Source organism: Reyranella sp. (assembly GCF_036558665.1).
Lineage (GTDB): Bacteria > Pseudomonadota > Alphaproteobacteria > Reyranellales > Reyranellaceae > Reyranella.
This window is the reverse complement of record NZ_DATBFE010000016.1, coordinates 1-1,693: the sequence shown is the minus strand read 5'-3', so window position 1 is coordinate 1,693 and position 1,693 is coordinate 1. Positions and strand designations below refer to the sequence as shown.

Annotated in this window: 2 protein-coding genes; both read right to left on the bottom strand. The window is 68.8% G+C overall.

The features are described 5' to 3' along the window. The coding region (locus VH499_RS03295; RefSeq protein WP_332051260.1) for a tripartite tricarboxylate transporter substrate-binding protein at positions 1-553 on the bottom strand (553 nt) is incomplete at its 3' end. Between the two features lie 257 nt (positions 554-810). After that, a partial coding sequence (locus tag VH499_RS03290; RefSeq protein ID WP_332051259.1) for a tripartite tricarboxylate transporter substrate binding protein occupies positions 811-1,693 on the bottom strand: 883 nt, incomplete at its 5' end.

Genomic DNA, 1,693 nt, shown 5'->3' with positions numbered 1-1,693 from the left:
CGCCGCCGCGATAAGGCACGAACTGGAATTTGGTGCCGGTCATGCTCTGGAAATAGCTGCCGGTCACGTCGGACGCCCCGCCGACGCCGACGGTGCCGGCGGTGGCCTGACCAGGGCTCCGCTTCAGCCAGGCGATCAATTTCTCGAGGTCCTTCGGCGGCCAGGTCTTTCTCGCCACCAGCCAGATCGGGGTGTCGGCCAAGAGCGACACCGGCTCGAAATCGTTCAACACGTCGTAGGCAAGGTGCATGGTCGCGCCGTGCACCACATGCGTATTCCAATGCCCGATGCTCACCGCGTAGCCGTCGGGCGCCGCACGCGCGACCCGTGCCACCCCGACGCTGCCGCCCCCGCCGGCCACGTTCTCGACGATGACCGATTGGCCGAGCGTCGTTCGCATGTGGTCGGCCAGGATGCGCGCGAGCGTGTCCGTCGGTCCGCCCGCCGGGTACGGCACGACGATGGTGACCGGCCGCGACGGATAGGTCTCCGCCGCCGCGGTTGCAATGCTTGCGATGAGCAAAGCGAGCGCGAGTGCAAAGAGCTTTTTCATGGGACGCCTCCGAGGCGGGGCGCTCGCCCCCGCGACGGGCGGGCGAGCCTGCGCATATTGGGTTGTTGGCGGCGCCCAGAAAGACGGCGCGCGCGCGAGTAACGCGACACCTGCCGACGGCATGCGCGCTGCCCCCTCCTGCGATGATCTCGGCACCACCCGCTTCGGGGGCAGCTTGCAAAAAGCCTGCGCCACCTTCCCGCTCCCGGAAAGGGGTGCGAGAGGCATCATCCGAGGCGCGAGCGCCTCGTCGCCGGTCACTCCACGGTGACGCCGGCGGAGCGGATCACCTCGCTCCACTTGGCGGTCTCGGCCGCAAGAATGCGCTGCGACTCGGCGGAGGTGGTGCCGACCATGTCGACGGCGAGCTGCCGGACCTTGCCCGCCGCCTCCGGATCCGCGACCGCGCGCAGGACGTCGGCGCGGATCTTCTCGAGGATCGCCGGCGGCGTACCGGCGGGCGCCAGCATGGCGTACCACACGCCCGAGACGAAGCCGGGATAGCCCAGCTCCGCCATCGTCTTCACCTCGGGGAAGGACGGCCAGCGCTTGTCGCTGGCGATGGCGAGCACCTTGACCTGCTTGTTCTCGACCTGCGGCAGGGTGTTGCCGGAATCCGCGAACATGAAGCCGACGCGCTCGGTGATCAGGTCGGCCACCGCCGGCGGAAAGCCGCGATAGGGGACGTGGACGATGTCGACGTTGGCCTCGCGCCCCAGCCAAGCGCCGGTCAGGTGCGGCGTCGTGCCGACGCCCTGCGAGGCGTAGGTGATCTTGCCCGGCTGCGCCTTGGCCGCGGCCACGATGTCGGAAAGCGATTCGAATTTCGAGTGGCGGGCGACGATCAGGAAGTTCGGCGACCGGCCCACCAGCGTGATCGGCACGAATGCCTTGGCCGGGTCATATGGCATGTTCTTGTAGAGGCTCACGTTGTAGGACACCGGGCCGTGCGGCGCGAACAGCAGGCGGTAGCCGTCCGGCGGTGCGACCGCCACCGAATTGCTGCCGACATTGCCGCCGGCGCCGGGCCGGTTCTCCACCACCACCGGCTGCTTCCAGTAGTCCTGCAGCTTGGCGGCGATGATCCGGCACATCACGTCGACCGCGCCGCCGGCGAGGAAGGGAACGACGATGGTGACG